Here is a 21,205-nt window from a genome sequence, read left to right on the forward strand (position 1 = left end):
GCAACTTGCGCGATCTTGGACGGCGTGGGCGTGGGCGGGCATGGCGAAGCGCGCCGCTCCCGGGGCGGGGAGCGGCGCGCTTCGTGCTGTGCGGTCGGGTCAGGCGGCCGGCAGGGCCGCGGCCTCGCGGCTGTTGAGCACGCCCTGGTAGACCTTGACCTGGTCGATCAGGCCGCCGAAGTTGGCGGTCGTGCCGGTCGTGCCGACCAGCAGGCTGTCGGTGCTGTCCCAGCCGACCGCGTTGCTGCCCTCGCTCGTCTGGGCGACGCCGTCGACGTAGAGCTTGGTCTTGCCGGTCACCGCGTCGAAGACACCCGTGAGGTGCGTCCAGGTGCCGGGGACCGCCACCGCGGCGGAGGTCGCGTTGGCCCAGATGTAGCCGCCGCTGCCGTCCGGGGTGGCCATCGCGAACACGAACTTGCCGGAGGTGCCCGACACGAACAGCTTCGCCGCGGAGCTCGCCGTGGTGCCCTGGCGCAGGATCACCTGGTCGGCGCCGGTCAGCGCGTTGACGTTCACCCAGGCGGAGAAGGTCAGCGACTGGTCGGTGCGGACCACCGGGTGCTTCACCGCCTGGTCGTCGGTGGTGGAGGCGAAGCCGGTGACGCCGTCGACCGACAGGGCGTCGTTGCCGTCATGGCCGTTCAGGGCGAACGACGAGCTCGGCGGGGTGTTGATCCAGCCCGCGTCGAGGTTCAGCTGGCGGCCGAAGTACGCGCCGTCGATGACACTCGGGCAGTAGCAGTCCACGCCGCCGCTGAAGTCCCACGACCCGACCTGCATCGGCGACAGCAGACCGGTCTGGGCCGGGATCCCGTTGGCGGGGTCGGCGTCGGTGCCGTTGATGTCGTCGACGGTGACCGCGCGGTTCCACAGCCGCACGTCGGCGATCTGGCCGACCCCGGTGGTCATGCTGAGGCCGGCGCCGTACTTGGCCCAGCCCAGGTGCAGCTTTCCGCTGGACGCCCACGGCGTGGCGGCACGGGTCACCGTCTCGCCCAGCACGCCGTTGGTGTAGATCTTCATGGTCTTCTCGGACGCGTCGTAGACGGCGGTGATGTTCGTCCAGACGTTGAGCTTCGCCGGGGCGTGCGCGTAGCTGCCGCCGGTGGTCGTGGTGTCGGTGTCGTACAGCGCGAAGGTCCACTGGCTCGTGTCGGGCATGTTGTAGATCGCGAACCCGCTGGTGTTCACGCCCTCCTGCGAGATCACCGCCCGGTAGTTGTTGGTCGCGTCCGTCAGGCGCACCCACACCGAGACGCTGAACGACTTGGTGGTGTCGATCTTCGCGCCGGTGGTCTTGGCGTCTCCGGAGGCGCCGAAGGTGGCCGCGGTGGCGCCCTGGTAGCGGCCGTTGGCCGTCCAGGTCACGTTCGTCGTGGTGAGCGCGGTGCTGCTGACCTGGTCGGTGAAGCCGTGGCCGCGGATGTCGTCCAGCGGCCAGTAGGCCAGCGCCGCCGACGGCGAGTCCACCAGGAACGTGTACGACGTGATCGGGCTGGGGGCGCCCGCCGGGTCCTTGCTCAGCACGTAGAGCGTGTTGAGGCCGTAGTGCGGCGGGGTGAGGTTCATCGTCGGGGACGCCTGGCCCGCGGCCACGGTCACCACGGTGGTGGGCGGCGTGGTCCAGCCGTACAGGTACGACGTGACGTCGGACCCGTTCGGGTCGCCCGCCGGCTCGCTGAAGACGAACTGGCCGGTCACACCGGGGCCGCCCGGGTGGGCGCAGGTGTCGACGTTGGCGGGCACGCACGACGGGTACGAGGTCGAGGTGACCACCGGCGCGGTCGGGGCGGAGGCGTTGACCGTGAAGTCACACCAGCCCGACCAGGGCGAGAGGTAGTTCGAGTTGTCCTTGGTCTGCACGCGGAACGAGTAGCTCTTGCCCTCGGCGGCGCTGCCCAGCGTCAGCGGCACCGACCCGACGTTGTTCGCGGGCTTGGACGGGCCCGCCACCTGGGTCGCGGTGCCCGAGGGCAGCTGCTTCCACTCGAACGTGGCGGTCAGCGTGTCGGCGGTGTCGACGTCGGCGTACTGCGCCTCAAGGGTGGGCGAGGTGGTGCCGATGGTGCCGCCGCAGGCGACGCCGTGCACCGGGGCCAGGTTGGCCGGGACGCTCGGGTCGGTGTCGAAGGTGACGCTCAGCGCGGGCACCGCGTGGCCGCCGGTGGTGGTGGCGGTGAAGAACTTCTTCCAGCGGTCCTGGGTGCTCTCGTACTGGTTGGTGCTGTTGCAGGCACACAGGCCGACCGTGTACGTCGAGTAGCTGGCGTCGGCCGCGGCCTGCAGGTCGTTCTTGAGCGTGGTGCCCGTGAACGAGACCAGCTGGTCCGGCTGGACCGAACCGCAGCCGCCCGCCTCGTTGGCGTGCGAGGCGGCCGAGGACAGCCAGATCGCGCTGGAGCCCAGCGGGCGCGTCGACCAGGCCATCCGGGCACCGCTGGCGGAGGTGATGTTGCCGTTGGGCCGGTACATGTGCGTGTACGTGTCACCGCACGACCAGGTGTGGTCGACCCAGATGTTCATCGACCCGCTGATGATGTTCTTGTTGTTGCCCTTCCAGGTCAGCGAGCCCGACGTGGACGGGAAGTCGAAGAACGAGCGGTAAAGGGTGCCGTCGTAGGTGTTCGGGCCGACCCAGGCCTGGCCGCCGACGTCCCAGTTCGAGTTGATGTTGTTGGCGTACGCCCACTTGGACGCGCCCGGACCGATCGCCGGGTCGATGTACAGCGGGAACACCGTCTTCGGGTCGGCCAGCTGCGCCGCGTCCGGGGTGAGCACGAAGTCCGTGTCGGTCGCGGCGGACACGCCCAGCGCCACCGACTTCGAGGCCACACCGGGGCGGGCCGCGGTCGAGACGAGGTCCGCGGACGGGTTGGCCCGGGCCGCGGCCAGCGTCGCCTGGCTGACGCCGGGCAGCACCTCGCCGGCGGCGGCCTGGTCGATCGAGGAGTCCCAGACCGAGGCGGCCGAGGTCAGCGCGATGGTCGACCCGGCGCCGTCGGCGAAGCGGACGCGGCCGTCCGGCAGCGTACGGGCCTTGGCGTCACCGCCGATCGCAAAGTGGATCTTGCGCAGCTTCGGGTTGGCCGCGGCGGCGGCGTTCTTGACCACCAGCACGTGCTGGAAACCGGTCGAGTTGGCGGTCACGGTGAGGTCGACCCCCGCCAGGACCTCCGCGTACGTCGCCGTCGAACCGTCGACGGTCGGCTTGGGCAGGTCGCCGCCCGGCCAGGTCATGGTGAACGTCGAACCGTGCTGGCGCAGCGTGACCAGCGGGCCCTTGCCGCCGCTGGAGAACTGGACGTCCACCGGGCTGGCGATCGGCTTGACGGCGCCGTCGCCGCCGACGCTCAGGTTGGTGTTGACGTCGGCCCAGGCCCCGTTCGTGCCGCGCACCCACTGGGGCGCGATGTACGTCGTCATGGTGGAGGTGCCGTCGGGGTTGGCGAAGACCTGGCCGGTCTCGCTGCGTCCCGCCATGGCCTCGACCCTGGCACCGCACCGCGCCGCCATCTTGCCGGCGCTGTACAGATCCTGCACCGTGTCGGCGCAGGTTGCGGGCGCGGCGGCGGCTGCTGCCTGGCCCACCTGCACCGACACCGTCGCCAGCGACGCGACAACCGCCGTCGTCACCAGCCCGGGGAGCCAGCGGCCCCCGCGGCCATGCCTTTTCCAGCTCATCGAACAACCCTTCAGGGAATGCCAAATAACGAAGGTGCGTTGCGATGAGCTTCTTGGCTGTCCGGCCGTGGGTCACTAGATCAGCGGCACCCTAAACCGGCCTGACCGCATGAGGCCGGATGCAGGCGGCGACGTATCACCAGGTCAGGCTATGTCGTGCCCGGACACGCGAGAGGCGGCGGCCCGGTCACGGGCCGCCGCCTCTCGCGGTGGTGCAGGGTCAGCGGATCAGCGGGACCGGCGGCGCCGGGTCCACTTCTCGCGGTATTCCAGGGGCACGAAGACGAGTGTGGTCACCACCGTGGCCACCACGGCCCACAGGATCACCTGGCTCGGGCTCAGGTGTGCCACGCCCAGGTTCGAGGTCCACACCGGGTTCAGGCCCACCGGCGGGAAACCCTCCCAGAACAGGAACCACAGCAGCGGCACCAGGCCGGTCGCGATGCCGTACGCGGTGAAGTGGCCGGCCTGCGAGAACAGGATGCCCAGCAGCACCGCCGCGATGATGTAGACGAGCACCGCGGTCCGCTGCCCGCCCTGGTCCGGGATGCGGTCCACCAGGTACTGCCAGATCGAGACGACCAGGTCCAGCGCCTGCCGCCAGTACGCGGCGAGCAGGACGATCGCGGCGACGATGAGCACCGCGATCCCCAGGCCGCGCAGCACCTTGACGGCACCGCCCTCACGTTCTGCCACGGTGGCTCCTCTCGCGCGTGGGTGGGTACCGATTATCTACATCGGAGCAGATAGATCGATACGTTGCCGCGTAACGGTTCCGCCACCGGACGGAGCGCACGCTGCGCGCAGATCATGCCACCGCCGTACGACGGGGGCGAGAGCCGGTCGCCTCTTTCCAGGTCGCCGGACGGGTCGGATTGCCGTCAGAGGCCGTGCTCGTCGAGGAAGGCGTGCACGGCGGCGGCGAACTCGGCGGGCAGGGCGGCGTGGACGCCGTGGTCGGCGTCGAGGGCGAGATAGCGTCCGCGCGGCATCTGCGCGGCCATCTCGGCCAGCCAGTCCTGCGGCATGTGGCTGCGGGCGCCGCCGACGACCAGGGCCGGCGCGGTGATCGTGGCCAGCGCGGGCCACCAGCCGGGATCGGGCGCGACGACCTGCCCCAGGATCGCGGGCACCGCGTCCCAGTCGTAGTCGAGCGGGCCGTCGGGCCGCGGGCCGACGGTGCGTTCCAGCGGGCGCGGCGGCGGCGGGTCCTCCAGCACCACGGCGGCGACCCGGTCCGGGTGCGTCTGGGCCATCAGGTACGACACCACCCCGCCCAGCGAGTGCCCGACCAGCACCACCCGGTCGAGGTCGAGCAGGTCCAGCAGCGCCACCACGTCGTCGCGCATGAGTTCGGCCGAATACCGTCCCGGCCGGGGGCTGGCCCCGTGCCCGCGCAGGTCCACCACGTGCAGCCAGGCCCGCTCGGCCAGCAGGGGCGTCACCTGCTGCCAGGTGGTGGCGTCACCGGTCAGGCCGTGCAGCAGCACCACCGGGGTGGCACCCAGGGTGCCCGAGGACTGGTACCACAACTCGCTGACGGTCACGCCGACGATTATGCCCGCGGCGCGGCCGCTTCAACCCTGTCCGGCCGCCGTGTTCGGCGTTGCACAGGCGTGCGTTCAGGCGTTGCACAGGCGTGCGCTCAGGCGTTGCACAGGCGCTGGTGCGCGTAGGCCGACGCGTCGGCGGCGCAGCGGTACCGCCCGCCCATGATCTGTCCACTGTGCTCGTTCATCGGCGAGATGCGCAGCACGCCCGGCTGGTAGACCTCGACCCGGTAGCCGTCGCCGACCTGCGGCAGGCCCTCCAGGCTGTCCGGCACGACCGCGGCCCCGTTCTGGTCGAGGTAGGTGAACCCGGTGTAGACGTAGCCGGGGCCGCCGCTGTCGACCAGCCGCACCGACGCCACGGCGACGCAGCGCTTGCCCCCCGACAGGCCCTGGCACGGGCCGAGCTGGATCAGCTCGGTGCCGGTGCCGTCGGCCTTGATGTCCAGGTCCGCCCCGTGCACGTGCCAGCTCCCGACGAACGGCGCGAGGGCGGCGCCGCTCAGCGGGGACGGGCTCAGCCGCACGGGCTCGGCGCTCAGCCGCAGCGCCGTCGGCGCCATCGGGCGCAGTGCCGCCGGTGTCGTCGCCAGGGTCTGCGGCACGGCGGCCAGCAGCGTGGCGCTGGACGCGGCCATCGTCACGGGCGAGCCTGCCAGCAGGCCCAGTCCCAGTCCCACCACCGCGCTCGCGGTGCCGAATCCTGCCGCCGCAGCGGCCCAGCCATACCTGAATCCCATCGTGACCACCCCCGTGGTATTTCTCGCGTATCGGGCTGAACCAACGTAATTCATATCTCCGCTGGTGACCACCCGTGGAGAGGACAAATACTCTCCGTAAACGAAAATGATCCACATCCCAGGGCCTGCCGGATATCCGACAGGCGGGATGTGGATCTCAGTCGGCGCGGGGTCAGCGCACGCCGCGGGAACGGGTCAGCGGACGCCGCGCAGGAAGTTCCAGACGTTGACGACCCACTCGATCTGGCTCAGGTAGGAGCCGCCCACGACCACCAGGAACAGGCCAACCGTCGCGTGCGCGGCCCAGGCGCCGCGCCGGGTCCGGCCCATCACCTTCTCCAGCACCACGCTGCCCACCAGACGGGCCAGGCCGAACAGGCCCACCCCGACCACGAGTGCGAGCAGCAGGGCCAGCGCCGCCGTGGCGTGATCCCCGTCACGGGACGAGGCGGACCACAGGCCCCAGCAGACCAGCAGGAACACGGCGCCGGCCACGCTCCAGCGGCCGCCGGTCCGCAGCTGGCGCAGCCGGACGCGCAGCGGCACGACGGGGCGCTTCAGCGCGCCGGAGGTGACGATCTGCCCGGGTGCCAGGGTCGGCTCGAAGGAGACCGTCTGCTCCACCTGCCGCTGCGTGGGCACGCTGGCCACGCCCTGCTTGAACCCGGCGCGCTGCGCGTTCACGGTCTCGGTCGGGATCTCCTGTGTACGGTCCAGACGCAGTTCCCGCGTCGGGTCGATGCCCTCAGTCACGCCGCACAGCGTAGCCAACCCGCACGACACCGGCGACCGGGTGGAAACTGCACTAGCCTGGCAGGCATGCAGGAGCACGAACGCCGCCGCCACCGGGGCCGGGATGACGACAGCGACGACCACGATCTCGAACGCGGCCTGCGCGGGCTGATCGGGCCGGGGGCCTCGCAGATCAGCCTGTCCGCGGCGATGCGGGCGCGCGACGCGGCCCGGCCCACCGCCGAGGACCTGGCCAGGGCGGAGGCCGAGCTGGAGATCGTGCGCCGGGGCTGGGTGCCCCGCGACCCGCTGCGCTGAGCGCTCAGGCGGGCAGGTCGGGCAGCTCGCCCGACTTCTCGTACGCGGCGACCTGGTCGATGCGGCGGGAGTGGCGCGGCTCGCCGGAGAACCCGGTGCTCAGGAACGCCTCGACGATCTCGGTCGCCTCGGCCAGCGAGTGCTGGCGGGCGCCGATGCCGACCACGTTCGCGTCGTTGTGCTGGCGGCACAGCCGGGCGGTGTCCAGGTTCCAGGCCAGCGCGGCGCGGACCCCGGCGACCTTGTTCGCGGCGATCTGCTCGCCGTTGCCCGAACCGCCGATGACCACGCCCAGGCTGCCCGGGTCGGTCACCACGCGCATGCCGGCGTGCAGGCAGAACGACGGGTAGTCGTCCTCGGCGTCGTAGGTGTGCGCGCCGACGTCGACGACGTCGTATCCCTTGGCCGAAAGCTCGCTGATCAGGTGGGCCTTGAGCTCGAAGCCGGCGTGGTCGGCGGCCAGATATACGCGCATGGCCAAAGTCTGCCAGCCGCCCGCCGGGCCCCGCAGGGGACCCGGCAGACGGCGTACGCCTCAGGCGACCTGGGCCACGACCAGGCCGCCGCGGGCCTTCGGGGTGAACCAGGTGCTCTTGCGCGGCATCTTCTGGCGGGCCAGGTTGACCTCGACGAAGTCGTCGACGGTGACCGGCGCGATCAGCACGGCCAGCGCCGAGCGGCCCGCGTCGACCTCCTCGGCCAGCCAGGACGCCGGATAGTCGCCGCCGACGTAGGTGATCCGCTTGTCACCGGGCTCCAGGCCCAGCGCGTCGGCGAAGAGCACCCGCTCCACCAGCGCGTGGTCGATGTTGTCGATCACGCTGCCGTGCGGGTCGCGGGGCAGGGTGACGGCGAAGGCGCGGCCGTCGGCGTACAGGTGCACGGTGCCGCCCTGCGCCGGGACGGTCGCGGTGCCCGGGGACACCTGCGCGCCCGCCTTCTCCAGCCGCTCCAGCAGCTCCTCGATCGGGGCGTCGAGCTGGTGCACCAGCCGGTTGTAGGGCTGGATCGCGACCGACGCGGGCGTGGTCACCACGGCCAGGAACCGGTCCAGGCCGCCGCTCTGCGCGGCCAGGCTGCGGTGGTTGCCGTCGGCGACGACCAGCTCGCCGGTGCCGGCCAGCTCGCGCAGGCGGTCGGCGACCGGACCCGCGGCCAGCGGCCAGATCGCGTGGGTACGCCCGGCGGGGTCCACGTCGGTCGCGGCCGGCGCACCGGCCTGCGCCGCCGCCTCGGCCAGCGCCGCGTGCAGCTCCTCGCCCCGGCCGGTCTGCAGCAGCAGCACCGGCGACAGCAGGTGGCCCAGCGCCTGGAACAGCGCGACGCGCTCGCGCACCTTCTCCAGGAACACGTCCTCGTTGCGGATGACCAGGCCGGGCTCGTCCGCGCTGGTGGAGATCTGGTCGGTGTCGACCATGCACCACAGCCCGTACGCCGTGGCGCCGTGGTCGGAGATGCGGTACAGGACGACCACGTCGTCACTGCGGCGGTAGGCGCCCGCGTCCTTGGCCTGCGTCAGGCGGACCACGGCGTCCGGCAGCGACTCGGCGAAACTCTTGCCCAGGCTCCCGGGTGCCCGGTGCGGCATCTCGATGGCCAGGGCGCTGCTCGGATTGGCCTCGATGATCTCGGTGATCTCGGCGTCGTCGGCGAACTCGTCGTAGTTCTGCGCGCCGGTTGCCCCGGCCGTCAGCCAGGCCGTGGGGATCGGGTGTGCGACTGTCACGCCTGCTCACGCTACCGCTGTCCACCCGCTGGGATGGGTTGGCCCCGCCGGGTGCGGCGGGGCGGACCCGTCAGCGGCGCTGGGCGGGAGCGGCTCCGACCAGGACCGGAGGGGCCAGGAAGGCGGCGATCTCGGCGGGCAGCGACGGCTGCCAGGTCGCCCAGCGGCTGTCCTCTACACACACGTACGAGGTGCCCAGGCTCTCGGCGACCGCCTCGGCGGGTGCCTCCAGAAGCCACGGATCTGCGACGACGTCCGCCACGGTGCTCTCCCTACCCGGCCCGGTGAGCGGCCTGGCTCGTTGGTGTGGTCTCCCTCACCCCAACGAGCCAGGAGCCTTCAGGGGGCGTGCCCGCCGCCGGCGTCACTCGAAGATGGGGCCGAGGTCCCGGGTGCGCTTGAGCTCGTAGAAGCCGGGCGTGCCCGCCACCAGCAGCACGCCGTCGTAGAGGCGGCCCGCCGCCTCACCCTTGGGGGCAGGGGTGACCACCGGCCCGAAGAAGGCGATGGTCGCGCCGTCCGGGCCGGGCGCGTGGATGACCGGGGTGCCGACATCGGTGCCGACCGGCTTCATGCCCCGGTTGTGGCTCTCGACCAGCAGGTCGTCGTGCACGGTCTCCTCGGCCGCCGCCGCCAGCGCCGGGTCCAGGCCCGCGTCGGCCAGGGCGGCCTCGTAGAGCTCGCGGCCCAGCGGCTCCTTGCCCAGGTGGATGCGGGTGCCCAGGGCGGTGTAGAGGTCGCGCAGGACCGGGTCGCCGTACTTGCGGGCGGCGGCGATGCACACCCGCACCGGGCCCCAGCCGTCGGCGAGCAGCTGCCGGTACTTCTCGGGCAGGTCGTCGCGACCCGCGTTGAGCACGGACAGGCTCATCACATGGAAGTCCACGCGCACGTCGCGCACCTGCTCGACCTCGATCAGCCAGCGGGAGGTCATCCAGGCCCACGGGCAGATCGGGTCGAACCACATGTCGATCGAAGGGGTGCTCATAGTTGAATGGTCACTCTTCGAGTGCGGTGTTGGCGCACATCCGACGCGTGACCTATCGCACGTCCGCGCGCCATAATGTGAAAGAGTTGCTTCGGGCCGTTCGCGGCCTCTGGCAAACGGGCCGCTGCCGCAACCGATACGCAAGCGTGGGTGGTCGCAGCGCGCCGACGCGATGACAGACTGCACTGGGCAGCCACATACAGGGCTGCCTCCCATGCTGCTCACCACCGCAGCCGACAGGAAGTGACGCCGTGACCGGTACGCGCAATCTCACCCAGACCGAGGCCGCAGCGCGGGCCCGCCTGCTGGACATCCACTCGTACGACATCGCGCTGGACCTGACCGACGGGGCCGGCAATCCCGGCGACGGCACCTTCCGCAGCGTGACCACCGTCGACTTCTCCGCCGCCGAGCCCGGCGCGCAGACGTTCATCGAGGTCGCCGCCGCCAAGATCCTGCGCGCGACGCTGAACGGCACCGAGCTCGACACCAGCACCTGGACCTCCGACACCGGCCTCGTCCTGCCCGGCCTGGCCGCGCGCAACACGCTGGTCATCGAGGCGGACTTCCCGTTCTCGCAGTCCGGCCAGGGCCTGCACCGCGCGGTCGACCCCGCCGACAAGGAGGTCTATCTCTACAGCCAGTTCGAGACGGCCGACGCCCAGAAGGTGTTCGCCTGCTTCGACCAGCCCGACCTGAAGTCGGTCTACACCTGGCACGCGACCGTCCCCAAGCACTGGAAGGTCGTCTCCAACGCCCCGATCGCCTCCACCGAGGCGGGCACCGTCGGCAAGACCGTCCACTTCGAGCAGTCCGCGCGCATGTCCACCTACGTGACCGCGCTGTGCGCGGGGCCGTACCACGAGGAGCGGACCACCCACGACGGCATCGACCTGGGCCTGTTCTGCCGGGCCTCGGTCGCCGCGCACCTCGAGGCCGACGAGCTGTTCGAGATCACCAAGCAGGGCTTCGACTTCTTCCAGGCCCAGTTCGGCGTGCGCTACCCGCTGCCCAAGTACGACCAGCTGTGGGTGCCGGAGTTCAACGCGGGCGCGATGGAGAACTTCGGCTGCGTCACCCACGCCGACGCGGCGTACATCTTCCGCTCCGAGGTGACCGACTTCGAGCGCGAGCAGCGGGCCAACACGATCCTGCACGAGCTGGCCCACATGTGGTTCGGCGACCTGGTCACCATGCGCTGGTGGGACGACCTGTGGCTGAACGAGTCGTTCGCCGAGTGGGCCTCGCACTGGTGCAACGCCAAGGCCACCCGCTTCACCGACGCGTGGACCACCTTCCTGTCGGTGCGCAAGAACTGGGGCTACAGCCAGGACCAGCTCTCCAGCACCCACCCGGTCTACTGCGAGATGACCGACGTCGAGGCGGTCGAGGTCAACTTCGACGGCATCACGTACGCCAAGGGCGCCAGCGTGATCAAGCAGCTCGTCGCGTACGTCGGCGTCGACACGTTCGTGACCGGCCTGCGCGCCTACTTCCAGGCCAACGCCTGGGGCAACGCCACCTTCGGCGACCTGCTCGGCGCGCTGGAGCAGGCGTCCGGCCGCGAGCTGCGCGCGTTCGCCGCCGCGTGGCTGGAGACCGCCCAGGTCAACACGCTGCGCCCGGCCGTGGAGATCGCCGCCGACGGCACCTACGCCCAGGTCGCCGTCGAGCAGGAGGCCCCGGCCAGCCACCCCACGCTGCGCCCGCACCACCTCGGCATCGGCCTGTACGACCTCGTCGACGGCTCGCTGATCCGCCGCGAGCTGATCGAGGTCGACGTGGCCGGGCCGCGCACCGTCATCGACGCGCTGGCCGGCAAGCGCGCCGCCGACGTGCTGCTGCTCAACGACGAGGACCTCAGCTACGCCAAGCTGCGGCTGGACGACCGGTCGCTGGCCGTCGTGGTCGACAACCTGAGCGGCTTCGACTCCTCGCTGGCCCGCGCGCTGTGCTGGGCGGCCGCGTGGGACATGGTCCGCGACGCCGAGATGGCCGCGCGCGACTACGTCGCGCTGGTCACCGCCGCGCTGCCGCGTGAGCGCGACATCAACCTGGTCATGTCCACCCTGCGCCAGGTGCAGCTGGTGCTCGCCCAGTTCGCCGACCCGGCCTGGGCGCCGACCGGCTGGGCCCGGCTCGCCGACGCCGCCCGCGCCGCCATGGAGACCGCCGAGGCGGGCAGCGGCTTCCAGCTCGGCTGGGCCCGCGCCTTCATCAGCGCCGCCCGCGGCAGGGCCGACCTGGACGTGCTGCGCGGCTGGCTGGAGGGCACCGGCGTGCCCGAGGGCATCAGCATCGCCGGCGAGCTGCGCTGGCAGCTGGTGCAGGCGCTGGTCGCCAACGGCACCATCGACCCGGCGACGATCCAGGCCGAGCACGACGCGGACCGCACCGCCGCCGGCGACATCGGCGCTGCGCTGGCGTACGCGCTGATCCCGACCGCGGAGAACAAGGCCGCCGTGTGGGCGGAGCTGACCAGCGCGCAGAACCTGGCCAACTGGCGCAGCCGGGCCCTGGTCATGGGCTTCCAGCACGCCGCGCAGGTCGAGCTGACCCGGCCGTACACGGAGCGGTTCTTCGCCGACGTGGACGGGGTGTGGGCTGCCCGCGACAGCGAGCCGGGGCAGGAGTTCGTGATGCTGGGCTACCCGGTGCTGGACCCGTCGGCGCAGACGGTCGCCGCGTACGAGGCCTGGGCTGCCGGAGAGGGCCACGCCACCCCGCTGCGGCGGCTGGTCACGGAGGGCAACGACCGGGTGGTGCGCGCGCTGAAGGCGCGGGCCCGCGACGCCGCCGCGAGCTGACCCACCTGTACCGCCCTGCCCCCTGCCCGGGGGCGGGGCGGTCCACCACGGGGTGCTGCCCGCCGGGTCAGCTCTTGCCGGCCAGGCCGGTGAGCTGGGCCAGGCCGCTGACCAGGCCGCCGGCCAGGTCGCCGCCGTTGAAGGCGGCCGCCATGGACAGGGCGGCCAGCTTGCAGTCGCGGTCCGACAGGCGCTTGCGGACCTGCGACCCGGTCACGATCTCCAGCTGCCGCAGCTGCGGGCAGACCGCGATCAGCACCGAGTCGGCGGGCTTGGCCAGCCGGGCGTGCAGCTGCTCGGCGTTCTGGCGCACCGGCTCGGCGACGTCGCCGACGTACACGCTGAACGTGAAGCCGGTGGCGTGGTCGGCCTTGGTCAGCGCGTCGTCGAGGCGCAGCAGCTGGCGGGTGGTGAAAGGTCCGTCGATCACCGCGTCGACGCCACCGGGGTGGTGGTGGGCGGTGGTCAGTTCACCAGCGGTCACTTGCGCCTCCTGTCACGTCGACCACGGGCGCCTCGTCACCCGCGGCGATGAGTTCCGCGCGGGCGGCGGCGGTCAGCTCGGCGTGGCGTGCCTGCGGGCCGTCGGCGTCGGGGCGGGCCAGGAACCACACCGGCGCGTACGTGTACGGGCGGCCCGGCCGGTAGCGCTTGTCGCTCCGGCGGCCGCCGACTACATAGACCAAAGCGAATATCGTGGCGATCACCGCGAGCGGGATACCCACGTAGACCAGCAGGTCTCCGATATCTGGCGTGGACAACTACAGCCCCCCGGCTCGAGTCCGATCCGAACGCTTCAACGCTAGCGGAACCAGGGTGCCCCCGTGCTCAGGGGGCCAAACCCGTCGCGTCAGTCACCCAGCCGCGCGAGCTCGTCGAGCACCACCGGCCAGGCCGCCGACAGCGGGTCGATGACGGCGAAATGCCCGGTATCCGCGACCGCCGCGACCCGGCTGCCCGGGTGCGCCTCGGCGTACGACCCCGCCAGCGCGATCGGAACCACCTCGTCGCGCACCCCGTGGAGCAGCACCACCTCCCCCGAAGGGGTGGACAGCCTGGCTGGATCGAGGTCAGGCCGCTCAGCCGCCGGGACACCGAGAAAATCACCGACCGCGCCGCCGTCGAGACGCAGCTGCTCGGCCAGCACGAGATCGGCCACCGGCGCGAGCGCGAGCGTGCCGACGAGCCCGGCGGCGGGCGCGGCCGCGGCCGCCCACAGCGCGAGGTGGCCGCCCGCGGAGTGCCCGACCACGATCACGCGGCCATCGTGCCTGGTCAGCGCGCCGGGCAGCGCCGCGACGGCGGCGGCGACGTCGCCGGTGGTGACGTCGGGCACACCCGGTTCGCGGCGGTACTCGGTGGAACACGCCGTCCAGCCCGCGTCGCGGATCGCCTCGGCCATCGGGTGGGTGTGCGCTCGGTCGTACTCCGGGCGCCAGAATCCACCGTGCACGATGAGCACCAGCGGGCGGGCCAGGGCGCGGCTGTCGCCGTACCAGGCGTCGGCGACGTGCTCGGGCAGGTCGCCGTAGCGCAGGGTCTCGTCGGGCGCGGTGGCGGCGCGGGTGAGCACCGAGCGGTCCTCGGTCACCGCTGCTCCCGGCCGAGGAACGCCAGCGCGTTGCCGCCCAGCAGCTTGGCGCGCTGCGGCGCGGTCAGGAAGTCGGCCTTGGCGACGACCTGGCCGACCGGACGCTCGCCCAGCGGGTACGGGTAGTCGCTGCCGAGCACGACGCGGTCCTCCCCCATCGTGTCCACCAGCAGCCGCAGCGCGGCGGGCTCGAACACCACGGAGTCGACGAAGAAGCGGTCCGTGTACGCGCTGGGCGGCCGCTGCGAGGCGCCGCGCACCACGTCGCCACGGCGGTGCCAGGCGTTGTCGGCCCGGCCCAGCCAGAACGGGAAGCTGCCGCCGCCGTGCGCGAAGCACAGCCGCAGCGTGTCCGGCACCCGGTCGAACACCCCGCCCAGGATCAGCGCCAGCACCGACAGGTGGGTCTCGGCGGGCATGCCGGTCAGCCAGCGGGCCATCCACCGGTCCAGCCGGGGCCCGGCGGGCATGTCCCACGGGTGCACGAAGACCGGCGCCCCGACCTGCGCGCAGTGCTGGAGGAACATCACGATGCCGGGGTCGTCGAGGTCGCGGTCGCCGACGTGGTTGCCGATCTCGACCCCGGCGTGCCCGGCGGCCAGGCAGCGGTCCAGCTCGGCGCAGGCCAGCTCCGGGTCCTGTAGCGGCACCTGGCAGAACGGCACCAGGCGGTCCGGCTGCTCGGCACACAGTTCCAGGGTCAGGTCGTTGAAGATCTTCGCGACCTTGACGGCCTGCGCGGCCGGGCGGTCGTAGCTGAAGAAGACCGGGGTCGGCGAGACGACCTGCACGTCCACGCCGTCCTCGGCCATGTCGGCCAGCCGGGTCGGCGCGTCCCAGCACTGCGCCCCGATCGGCCGGAACTCGGTCTCCCCCACCATGATCATGGCGGCGCGCTCGGAGTCGACGCGTAGCCAGGGCCAGCCCGTCCCGCCGCACTCGGCGGACAGGTCGGGCCAGCCCCGGGGCACGACGTGGGTGTGCACGTCGACGACGGGTGCCATCAGCCCTTGCCCGGGTGCAGGTGGCCGCAGTTGCCGCAGGTGCGGGCCGACTCGCTGGCGTAGAACGCCTGGAACACCGGCGGCAGGTCGGCGACGATGTCGCGGACCTGGAGTTCCACCTCGTGCACGATGTCCGCGCACTCGGGGCAGTACCAGCGGAACTTCTCCAGCGTGCCCTCCTCGCGGACCCGCTCGACGACGATGCCGATCGAACCGGACTCGCGCTGCGGCGAGTGCGGCAGCAGCCGGGGCAGCATCCACATGTGCCCGGCGGGCACGACCACGGTCTCGGGGCCGTCCGCGGTCATCACGTTGATCCGCAGCGTGCCCTGGATCTGGTAGAAGTACTCCTCGTACGGGTCGACGTGGAAGTCGGTGCGCTGGTTCGGCCCGCCGACCACCTGCACGATGAAGTCGTCGCCGGTGGGCAGGACCTGCTTGTTGCCGACCGGCGGCTTGAGCAGGTGCTGGTTCTCCTCGACCCAGGCCGGGAAGTCGACCGGCTCGTCGATGTGCGTCATCGCTGCTCCTTCGGGGGTATGAGAGCCACAGCCTGTATCTCGATCAGCAGGTGGGGGTGCGGCAGCTGGTGCACCGCGACCGTGGTCCGGGTGGGGCCGGTCGCGTCGAAGTACTCGCCGTAGACCTCGTTGTAGCCGCCGAAGTCGTTCATGTTGACCAGGTACGTCGTGACCTGGACGAGGTCGGGCAGGTCGGCGCCGACCGAGCGCAGGATGTCGCCGATGTTCTCGATCACGGCGCGGGTCTGCTCGCGGATGTCGAGGTTCGTGGTGCCCAGCTCGTCGACCTGCGCACCGGCGATCGTGTTGTCGGGCCGGCGGCTGCTCGTACCCGAGACGAAGGCGAACCCACCGGCGACCTTGACGTGCGGGAACCTCCCGCGCGGCACGGCCTTGCCTTCAACCACCTTCCCGCTCATGCCGTTTCCCCGCTCCGCGCGGAAACGGCATGAGGCACCAGCCGCCCTGAGCCCATGATTCGCTCGCTTCGCTCGCTCATGCCAGCGCCGCCTTGACCGAGGCGGAGCCGAGGCCCTGGACGACGGCGCGCACGTGGGCGCCGGGGCGCAGCGGGACGGCTTCGGTGGCGGCACCGGCCAGGAAGATCCAGTCATCCTCCAGCGTGACGCCGTGGCGGGCGGTCAGACGGCGGCCCTCGGCCAGGGCGCGGCGCGGGTCGCCGAGGATCGCGGCGGTGGAGCCGGTCTGCACCACCCGGCCGTCGATCTCCAGCAGCACGCCGAGATTGTCCAGGTCGGCGGGGACCGGGCGCCAGGGCCCGATCGTGTACGCCGCGGCCGAGGTGTTGTCGGCGACCACGTCCGGCTGGGTGAACTCGAAGTTCGCGTACCGCGAGTCGATGATCTCCAGGGCCGGGGCGACCGCGGCGATCTGGCCGCCGCGCAGCAGGAACGCGACCTCCGGCTCGATCCGCGGGTGGATGAACCCGGCCGTGCGCACCGTGCCGCCGTCGGGGATCGCGGTGGCGTCGGTGAGCCGCCCCCAGATCACCTCGTGCACGCCGACCTGGGCCATCTTGGCCCGGCTGGTCAGGCCCATCTTGAGCCCGACCAGCTTCTCCCCGCGCGCCAGGCGGCGGCCGACCAGCGCCTCCTGCACCGCGTACGCCGTGTCGACGCCGAGGGAGAAGTTCTTGGTCAGCTGCGGGATCGCGGTGGCGGTGGCGGCCGCGTCGTCCAGCAGCTCCGCCATCTTGGCGATCTTCTCGGCCCGCTCCACGCTCATGAGCTGCTCTCCCTACCCGCGACCAGGTCCAGGGCCACGTCGACGATCATGTCCTCCTGGCCGCCGACCATGCGGCGGCGGCCCAGCTCCACCAGGATCGAGCGCACGTCCACGCCGTACTTCTCCGACGCGCGCTCGGCGTGGCGCAGGAAGCTGGAGTAGACGCCCGCGTACCCCAGCGACAGGGTCTCCCGGTCGACCTGGACCGGGCGGTCCTGCAACGGCCGGACCACGTCGTCGGCGGCGTCCATCAGCGCGTACACGTCGCAGCCGTGCTTCCAGCCCATCAGCTCGGCCGTCGCCACGAACACCTCCAGCGGCGCGTTGCCCGCCCCGGCACCCATGCCCGCCAGTGACGCGTCGACACGGTACGTGCCGTGCTCAACTGCCACGACGCTGTTGGCCACGCCCAGGGACAGGTTGTGGTGGGCGTGGATGCCGATCTGAGTGGATTCGTCGAGCACCTGCCGGTACGCGTCGACCCGCTCCGCGACGTCCTTCATCAGCAGGCGGCCGCCGGAGTCGGTGACGTAGACGCAGTGCGCGCCGTACGACTCCATCAGCTTGGCCTGCCGGGCGAGGTTCGCCGGGTCGTTCATGTGGGACATCATCAGGAAGCCGGAGACGTCCATGCCGTTCTCCCGCGCCCAGCCGATGTGCTGGGCCGAGATGTCGGCCTCGGTGCAGTGCGTGGCCACCCGGACGCTGGTGACGCCCAGCTCGCGGGCCTCGCGCAGGTCGGCGATGGTGCCGATGCCGGGCAGCAGCAGCGTGGTCAGCTTCGCGCGGGTCATGACCTCGGCGGCCGCCGCGATCCACTCGCGATCGGTGGCGGCGCCGTGGCCGTAGTTCACGCTCGAACCGGCCAGGCCGTCGCCGTGCGCGACCTCGATCGCGGCCACCCCGGCTGCGTCCAGCGCGGCGGCGATGGTGCGCACCTGGCCGACGGTGTAGCGGTGCCGGATGGCGTGCATCCCGTCCCGCAGCGTCACGTCCTGTACATAGACCTCGGTCATCGCTTCATCTCCACGAGGCGCTCGGCGGTGCGCAGCGCGGCCGAGGTCATGATGTCGAGGTTTCCGGCGTACGCGGGCAGGTAGTGGCCCGCGCCGGAGACCTCCAGGAACACCGACACCTGAAGTGCGGGCGCGGCCAGCAGCGGCACCTCGACCACGTCGAACTGCACCTGCTGCTTGAGCCGGTAGCCGGGGACGTAGCCCTGGACCTGCTTGACCATCGCCTCGACGGAGGCCGCGATGGCCGCCCGGTCGGCGTTCGCGTCGGCGCACAGGCAGTAGACGGTGTCGCGCATGAGCAGGGGCGGCTCGGCCGGGTTCAGCACGATGATCGCCTTGCCGCGCGCGGCGCCGCCGACGACCTCGATGGCGCGGGCCGTGGTCTCGGTGAACTCGTCGATGTTGGCCCGGGTGCCGGGGCCCGCCGAGCGCGACGCGATCGAGGCGACGATCTCGCCGTACGCCACCGGGGTCACCGCGCTGACGGCCGCGACGATCGGCACGGTGGCCTGGCCGCCGCAGGTGACCATGTTGACGTTGGGCTGGTGCAGGTGCTCGTCGAGGTTGACGGTCGGCACGACGTACGGCCCGATCGCCGCCGGGGTCAGATCCACCACGGTCTTGCCGTGCGCGCGCAGCACCTCGTCGTGATACCGGTGCGCCTTGGCCGACGTCGCGTCGAACACGACCTCCACCTCGCCGAACTCCGCCATCCCAACCAGCCCGTCGACCCCGTCGGCCGTGGTCGCCACGCCCAGCCGGGCGGCTCGCGCCAACCCGTCCGACTCAGGGTCGATCCCCACCATCGCCACCATCCGCAGCGACTCGCTGACCCGCAGCACCTTCATCATCAGATCGGTCCCGATGTTCCCCGACCCGATGACGGCCACCCCCGCCTTCACGGCCGCCCACCCTTCTCCGCGTTGATCATGAACTTATGGCACGGCTCCACGGCGTGTCCCGTGCACAGCTTCCTGATCACCGGACCTCCCGGCGACCGGTGGCGTTGGTGAAGGCGGTGCGGACGGTGCCGAGGCCGGTGATGCGGGCCTCGTACGAGGCGCCGGGCTGCACCGGGACCATGGGGCCCAGGGCGCCGGACAGGATGACGTCGCCCGCGTGCAGCGGGGTGCCGGCCTGGGCCATGGTGGCCGCCAGCCAGGCGACGGCGTGGACCGGGTTGCCCAGGCAGGCCGCGCCGGAGCCGACCGAGACCGGCTCGCCCTGGTGCTCCAGCACCGCGCCACACAGCCGCAGATCCACCGACGACAGCGCGACCGGCTGGTTGCCCAGCACGAACAGGCCGCTGGAGGCGTTGTCGGCGACCGTGTCCACAATCGAGATGTCCCACCCGGCGATCCGCGAGTCGACGATCTCGATCGCGGGCAGCAGGTGGTCGGTCGCGCGGATCACGTCGGCGACGGTGACCTGCTCATACGGCAGGTCGCGGCCGAGCACGAAGGCGACCTCCGCCTCCACCCGCGGCTGGAGCAGCCGGGTCACGTCGACCTCGGCGCCGTCCCAGACGGCCATGTCGGCGAAGAGCACGCCGAAGTCGGGCTGCCCCACCCCGAGCTGCTTCTGCACGACCGGGTTGGTCAGCCCGATCTTGGCGCCGACGATGCGGCGGCCGTGGGCGACGGCGTCCTGGGTCATCGCGCGCTGCACCGCGTACGCCGAGGCGACGTCGCCGACCGGCAGCAGCCGCTCGCGCAGGGGCGGGCACGGGGTGCGCGACTCCTGCGCCCCGTGCAGGATCCGGACCGCCTCGTCGAGGGTGTCCTTCGAGATGGCCAGCGTCATGACAGCTCCACGCACACGTTGGTCAGTTCCGAGTAGAAGGCCAGCGAGTGCACGCCGCCCTCGCGACCCACCCCAGAGGCTTTCACACCGCCGAACGGCGTACGCAGATCGCGCAGGAACCAGGTGTTGATCCACACCAGCCCGGCGTCGATGCGCGCCCCGGCCCGGTGCGCCCGGCCCACGTCGCGGGTCCAGACGGTGGCCGCCAGGCCGTAGTCGGAGTCGTTGGCCAGCGCGAACGCCTCGTCCTCGTCGTCGAACGGCATCAGGCTGACCACCGGCCCGAAGACCTCCTCGCGGTTGGTGCGCGCCTGCTGGCTGAGCCCGGTCAGCACGGTCGGCTGCACGTACGCGCCGCCGTCGCGGGCGTCGCCGAAGTGCGGCACCCCGCCCCCGGCCAGCACGGTCGCGCCCTCGGCGCGGGCCAGGTCGTAGTAGCCGAGCACCTTGTCGCGGTGGTTGCGCGAGATCAGCGGCATGTTGACCGTGGCCTCGTCGGCGGGCCAGCCGAAGGCCAGCTCGCTCGCCCTGCGGGCCAGCTTCCCGGCGAACTCGTCGAAGATCGAGCGCTGCACGTACAGCCGCTCGGTGCACAGGCACACCTGGCCGCCGTTGGTGAAGCTGGAGCGCACCGAGCCCGCGACCGCCGCCTCCAGGTCGGCGTCGGCGAAGACCAGGCCCGCGTTCTTGCCGCCCAGCTCGAACGAGACCGCCTTCACGCCGTCGGACGCGGCGCGCATGATCGCGCTGCCGGTGGCCGACTCGCCGGTGAACGTGATCGCGTCCACGCCCGGGTGCTTCGTCAGGAACTCCCCGGCCGAGTCCGGGCCGAAGCCGTGGACCAGGTTGAACACGCCGTCGGGCACGCCCGCGGCCGCGAACACCTCGGCCAGCAGCGTCGCCGAGCTCGGCGTCTCCTCCGACGGCTTCACGATCACGGCGTTGCCGCAGGCCAGGGCCGGGGCGAGCTTCCAGGTGAGCAGCAGCAGCGGCAGGTTCCAGGGCACGATGATCGCGACCACGCCGACCGGCTTGCGCACCGCGTAGTTGAGCGCCTTGACCCCGGCCGCCGTGGTCGTGGTGAACGACTCGGTCGGGGCGCTGGCCACGATGTCGGCGAAGGCCCGGAAGTTGGCCGCGCCGCGCGGGATGTCGAGGGTACGGGCCTGCGAGATGCTCTTGCCCGTGTCGGCCACCTCGGCGGTGACCAGGTCGTCGAAGCGCCGCTCCAGCTCGTCGGCGACCCGGCGCAGCACCGCCGCGCGCTCACCCTCGCTCATCCGGCCCCACGGCCCGCGCAGCGCCGCGCGGGCGGCGGTGACCGCCGCGTCCACGGTCGCCGCGTCGGCCTCGGACACCTCGAACACCTTCTCGCCCGTCACCGGGCTGAGCTTGGCGAACGTACGCCCCGTGTCGACGAACCCGCCGCCGACGTAGTTGCGCAGCAGCCCCGGCGCCCCCGCCGGGACACCCGTCATGA

At 71.9% G+C, this 21,205-nt stretch carries 22 protein-coding genes; 2 read left to right on the top strand and 20 right to left on the bottom strand.

Annotated features, from left to right (window positions below; all coding sequences use genetic code 11):
- Positions 1-99 precede the first annotated feature (99 nt).
- The 5 genes from Cs7R123_RS13855 to Cs7R123_RS13875 all read right to left on the bottom strand — a co-directional run bounded on the left by Cs7R123_RS13855 (position 100) and on the right by Cs7R123_RS13875 (position 6,727).
- The gene (locus Cs7R123_RS13855; RefSeq protein ID WP_212826666.1) at positions 100-3,684 is read right to left on the bottom strand and encodes a LamG domain-containing protein; all 3,585 of its coding nucleotides are present in this window, start codon (positions 3,682-3,684) and stop codon (positions 100-102) included.
- A gap of 228 nt (positions 3,685-3,912) precedes the next feature.
- A complete protein-coding gene (locus Cs7R123_RS13860; RefSeq protein ID WP_212826668.1) occupies positions 3,913-4,380 on the bottom strand; it encodes a hypothetical protein in 468 nt (155 codons plus the stop codon).
- Positions 4,381-4,565: 185 nt separating this feature from the next.
- Positions 4,566-5,231, bottom strand: a complete 666-nt coding sequence (locus Cs7R123_RS13865) for an alpha/beta fold hydrolase (protein WP_212826671.1) — start codon at positions 5,229-5,231, stop codon at positions 4,566-4,568.
- A 98-nt stretch (positions 5,232-5,329) separates the two neighbouring features.
- Positions 5,330-5,974 (bottom strand): hypothetical protein, encoded by a 645-nt coding sequence (locus Cs7R123_RS13870; protein ID WP_212826673.1) that lies wholly within the window; start codon positions 5,972-5,974, stop codon positions 5,330-5,332.
- A gap of 195 nt (positions 5,975-6,169) precedes the next feature.
- Positions 6,170-6,727 (bottom strand): hypothetical protein, encoded by a 558-nt coding sequence (locus Cs7R123_RS13875; RefSeq protein ID WP_212826674.1) that lies wholly within the window; start codon positions 6,725-6,727, stop codon positions 6,170-6,172.
- Between the two features lie 57 nt (positions 6,728-6,784).
- Here Cs7R123_RS13875 and Cs7R123_RS13880 point away from each other — a divergent pair, with 57 nt between their 5' ends.
- Complete coding sequence (locus Cs7R123_RS13880; RefSeq protein WP_374706989.1) at positions 6,785-7,024, top strand: hypothetical protein; 240 nt, start codon at positions 6,785-6,787, stop codon at positions 7,022-7,024.
- Between the two features lie 4 nt (positions 7,025-7,028).
- Here Cs7R123_RS13880 and Cs7R123_RS13885 read toward each other — a convergent pair whose 3' ends face one another.
- From Cs7R123_RS13885 to Cs7R123_RS13900, 4 genes are all read right to left on the bottom strand, one after another.
- Positions 7,029-7,499 carry a ribose-5-phosphate isomerase gene (locus tag Cs7R123_RS13885; protein WP_212826676.1) on the bottom strand — a complete coding sequence of 157 codons (471 nt, stop codon included), beginning with the start codon at positions 7,497-7,499 and terminating at the stop codon, positions 7,029-7,031.
- 60 nt (positions 7,500-7,559) lie between these two features.
- The gene (locus tag Cs7R123_RS13890) at positions 7,560-8,750 is read right to left on the bottom strand and encodes a DUF1015 family protein (protein ID WP_212826678.1); all 1,191 of its coding nucleotides are present in this window, start codon (positions 8,748-8,750) and stop codon (positions 7,560-7,562) included.
- A 70-nt stretch (positions 8,751-8,820) separates the two neighbouring features.
- Positions 8,821-9,012, bottom strand: a complete 192-nt coding sequence (locus Cs7R123_RS13895) for a hypothetical protein (protein ID WP_212826679.1) — start codon at positions 9,010-9,012, stop codon at positions 8,821-8,823.
- 102 nt (positions 9,013-9,114) lie between these two features.
- A complete protein-coding gene (locus Cs7R123_RS13900; RefSeq protein WP_212826681.1) occupies positions 9,115-9,738 on the bottom strand; it encodes a disulfide bond formation protein DsbA in 624 nt (207 codons plus the stop codon).
- A gap of 251 nt (positions 9,739-9,989) precedes the next feature.
- On the opposite strand from Cs7R123_RS13900, the gene pepN reads away from it, so the two are divergent.
- Positions 9,990-12,545 (top strand): aminopeptidase N, encoded by a 2,556-nt coding sequence (pepN, locus tag Cs7R123_RS13905; RefSeq protein WP_212826683.1) that lies wholly within the window; start codon positions 9,990-9,992, stop codon positions 12,543-12,545.
- 67 nt (positions 12,546-12,612) lie between these two features.
- Here the strand turns inward: pepN and Cs7R123_RS13910 are convergent, their stop codons facing one another.
- From Cs7R123_RS13910 to Cs7R123_RS13960, 11 genes are all read right to left on the bottom strand, one after another.
- Positions 12,613-13,029 carry a DUF5130 family protein gene (locus tag Cs7R123_RS13910; RefSeq protein WP_212826686.1) on the bottom strand — a complete coding sequence of 139 codons (417 nt, stop codon included), beginning with the start codon at positions 13,027-13,029 and terminating at the stop codon, positions 12,613-12,615.
- Positions 13,016-13,282, bottom strand: a complete 267-nt coding sequence (locus Cs7R123_RS13915) for a hypothetical protein (RefSeq protein WP_374706990.1) — start codon at positions 13,280-13,282, stop codon at positions 13,016-13,018. The genes Cs7R123_RS13910 and Cs7R123_RS13915 overlap by 14 nt, the downstream gene beginning before the upstream one ends.
- 113 nt (positions 13,283-13,395) lie before the next feature.
- Positions 13,396-14,136, bottom strand: a complete 741-nt coding sequence (locus Cs7R123_RS13920) for an alpha/beta hydrolase fold domain-containing protein (RefSeq protein WP_212826688.1) — start codon at positions 14,134-14,136, stop codon at positions 13,396-13,398.
- Positions 14,133-15,140 (bottom strand): amidohydrolase family protein, encoded by a 1,008-nt coding sequence (locus Cs7R123_RS13925; protein ID WP_374706943.1) that lies wholly within the window; start codon positions 15,138-15,140, stop codon positions 14,133-14,135. The genes Cs7R123_RS13920 and Cs7R123_RS13925 overlap by 4 nt, the downstream gene beginning before the upstream one ends.
- Positions 15,140-15,661, bottom strand: coding sequence for a 3-hydroxyanthranilate 3,4-dioxygenase (locus Cs7R123_RS13930; RefSeq protein ID WP_212826690.1), 522 nt, complete (start codon positions 15,659-15,661; stop codon positions 15,140-15,142). The genes Cs7R123_RS13925 and Cs7R123_RS13930 overlap by 1 nt, the downstream gene beginning before the upstream one ends.
- Entirely contained in the window at positions 15,658-16,080 is a 423-nt protein-coding gene (locus Cs7R123_RS13935) for a RidA family protein (protein WP_212826692.1), read from the bottom strand. The genes Cs7R123_RS13930 and Cs7R123_RS13935 overlap by 4 nt, the downstream gene beginning before the upstream one ends.
- Before the next feature lie 76 nt (positions 16,081-16,156).
- Positions 16,157-16,906, bottom strand: a complete 750-nt coding sequence (locus tag Cs7R123_RS13940) for a 2-keto-4-pentenoate hydratase (protein ID WP_212826694.1) — start codon at positions 16,904-16,906, stop codon at positions 16,157-16,159.
- Positions 16,903-17,922 carry a 4-hydroxy-2-oxovalerate aldolase gene (gene dmpG / locus Cs7R123_RS13945; RefSeq protein WP_212826696.1) on the bottom strand — a complete coding sequence of 340 codons (1,020 nt, stop codon included), beginning with the start codon at positions 17,920-17,922 and terminating at the stop codon, positions 16,903-16,905. Before dmpG ends, Cs7R123_RS13940 begins: the two co-directional genes overlap by 4 nt.
- The gene (locus Cs7R123_RS13950) at positions 17,919-18,824 is read right to left on the bottom strand and encodes an acetaldehyde dehydrogenase (acetylating) (RefSeq protein WP_212826698.1); all 906 of its coding nucleotides are present in this window, start codon (positions 18,822-18,824) and stop codon (positions 17,919-17,921) included. Before Cs7R123_RS13950 ends, dmpG begins: the two co-directional genes overlap by 4 nt.
- Positions 18,825-18,900: 76 nt before the next feature.
- The gene (locus tag Cs7R123_RS13955; RefSeq protein WP_212826700.1) at positions 18,901-19,725 is read right to left on the bottom strand and encodes a 2-keto-4-pentenoate hydratase; all 825 of its coding nucleotides are present in this window, start codon (positions 19,723-19,725) and stop codon (positions 18,901-18,903) included.
- The gene (locus Cs7R123_RS13960; protein WP_212826702.1) at positions 19,722-21,203 is read right to left on the bottom strand and encodes a 2-hydroxymuconic semialdehyde dehydrogenase; all 1,482 of its coding nucleotides are present in this window, start codon (positions 21,201-21,203) and stop codon (positions 19,722-19,724) included. The genes Cs7R123_RS13955 and Cs7R123_RS13960 overlap by 4 nt, the downstream gene beginning before the upstream one ends.
- Between the last annotated feature and the right edge of the window lie 2 nt (positions 21,204-21,205).

Origin of the sequence: Catellatospora sp. TT07R-123, from assembly GCF_018327705.1 — a bacterium.
Taxonomy (GTDB): Bacteria; Actinomycetota; Actinomycetes; order Mycobacteriales; family Micromonosporaceae; genus Catellatospora.